Genomic DNA, 2429 nt, shown 5'->3' with positions numbered 1-2429 from the left:
TACCTGGATTAGTACCTGGATTAGTACCCGGAGTTGTACCTGGATTAGTACCTGGAGGAGGATTGATAGTAGTTCCTATCGTATTTCCTGCTGCAAAACCTGTGTAAGATTGGGAAGGGTTAGAGCCTGCTGTTATAGTAATTTGTCCTGGAGTACCTTTCTCTGAATTACTCCTAGATTTTGCATTTATCTCTCCATAAGTAATACTGCCTAAAGCTGTCAAAGTTACATCGCCAGCCGTTCCTTTATTAGGAATATTAGCAGTTATTGTCCCAGAGGTAATATTGCCATTAGCAGACGACAATATGACAGTACCAGCAGTTTCTTTATTCTTAGCAGAAGTGTCTATACTCGTTACAGTTATACTCCCGACTGTAGAAGGAGTAGATGAAGTAAAATTTGTCCCCTCTTTTGTAGTCGGAACATTCGGAGAATTTACTAATGAAGTCAAACCAGCACGCAAAATTATTGATGGACTACTAGTCAAAATTGCAATATCTGGATCTGATCCGGAAAGACTAGTATCTGGCCCTGTAATTGTAATATTTCCAGCACTAATACTTCCAGTTGATTCCACCTTCAGTGCCACACCAATATAATCGCCAAACGTCACATCTCCATTAGCACTAATAATAGGATCGTAAAGACTAATAAATATACCGGGATTCCCCGCTAAATTCAGAATGGAGAATTGTCTCCCGCTAGCAAAATGAGCATCACCAGAAATAATTCCATCACTGACTAAACTCAGATCCCCACCACTTTGAAAGGGTGTCACTGGATGATTTAAAGCCAAAATATCAATACCAAGGTTGCCTCTAATATATAGATTGCCACCAGCTTGAGCCAAAAAAGAATTAGTTACACTATCTCTAATCCTTACAGTATCTTGTGCCAGAAGATTCAAGTCACCAGTCGTTTCCAGTTGGCTTTCTACTAATGTAAGATTATGTTGAGCTGATAGTGTAGCGGTATGAGATATAGCACTTTTAACTGCAACATCTCCGTTCTCAATTGGAATCCCAGCCCCAGTTAATTCCACCTGTCCAAAACTATTTACCCCAATCCCAGAGACTGAACTACTTCCAGTCAATAACTCTGGTAGAGATAGAGGAGTAATAGAAGATGTTGGTGTAGATATTTCCAAACTCAACAAGTGTCCAGGTTGACTAATCCGCACCATACTTTGATCGGGAACAGTTTCTACTACAATTTGTCCGCCTGGTGCAGATAAATTACCAATACTAACAACAGTACCGCCAACTAAAGTTAAGTTAGCACCTTCTCCCACAGCCAAATTACCACCATTAATAATTGCCCCCGGTGTCTGAGATGTGGCAAAACTCAAGCTACTGGGTGTTCCCATTAGGGAGGCATAATTATTTACTCCACTAGCATTAAAATAACCATTACCAATTCCAATATTAGTAGCAGTCGTAGCAGTAAAGGAAGCGGGAACGTTTAGACTAGCATTAGCACCAAATAGAACACCTGCTGGATTCATTAAAAATAGATTAGCATTTCCCCCCGTCACCTGAATCAAACCATTAATAACTGAAGGATTACCACCAGTAACGCGGGAGAGAATATTCTGAATGCTGGGAGTAGAAATGAAGTTGGCGATTTGATTGGCATCCAAACCAAATTGAGACAAACTGTGAAAAAGATTTGCTCCATCCGCCGAAGTTTGACCGCCAGTGATGTCAAAGCGAGAGCCATTGGGCTGTACAATCGTATTCGTGCCGTCATTAGCAGGAACAATCGATTGTGCTAATACAGTTAGCGGGAAATTTTCAAGACATAGTACCGCCATACCAGCAGTAGCAACAGCAATTTTTTGAATAATCTTGTTCATTTAGAATCTACCTTTATCCTCTCAGGGGCTAAAAAATTTTAATACAGGTTGGCAAATATACCCTCTGGAGAAGCCCAATTGATTGTTGACGATTTATTGATAATGTCACCTACCTGAATCTCATGCTTTTGAATGGATTCAACGTCCAATGCTAACCAGTAGGCTCTTATAATTCAACAGCCTACTACCTTCCATTCTCATTGGGCGTGAACCAATGAACCAGTCTGTGATGGGAAACAACGATCAACTTCTGGTTCTTACCTGTAATAATTGATGCAATATTCTAATCTGGAGTTCCAAGGGATTGCCAGACTGCCGATCGACGAGTTAACCTACTACTATTGTAGCTCAGAATACAGTTTAGTCTAAAAATCCTGTAAATTCTGATTGAGGAGAGAGGTTAGGACATTCTCATTCAGAAAATTTTAACAATTGACTGCCATCCCATTGTCCTAACACGGGCTACTGCTATATATTGCAGGTAGTGGTCTAATAGAAGCTTGAAAAGTTTTCGTATCGTTTTAGCTAGACAGGCGGGAATCCCCACGTCCATACCCGCTTCGGGTTGGCGTGG

General features: G+C 40.7%; 1 protein-coding gene. It reads right to left on the bottom strand.

The window, feature by feature from the left end:
* On the bottom strand, positions 1-1855 hold a 1855-nt coding region (locus NJ959_RS22425; RefSeq protein WP_309242693.1), incomplete at its 3' end, for a two-partner secretion domain-containing protein.
* Positions 1856-2429: the final 574 nt, after the last annotated feature.

Origin of the sequence: Limnofasciculus baicalensis BBK-W-15 (genome assembly GCF_024178385.1) — a bacterium.
Lineage (GTDB): Bacteria > Cyanobacteriota > Cyanobacteriia > Cyanobacteriales > Coleofasciculaceae > Limnofasciculus > Limnofasciculus baicalensis.
This window is presented reverse-complemented; position numbering and strand designations above follow the sequence as displayed.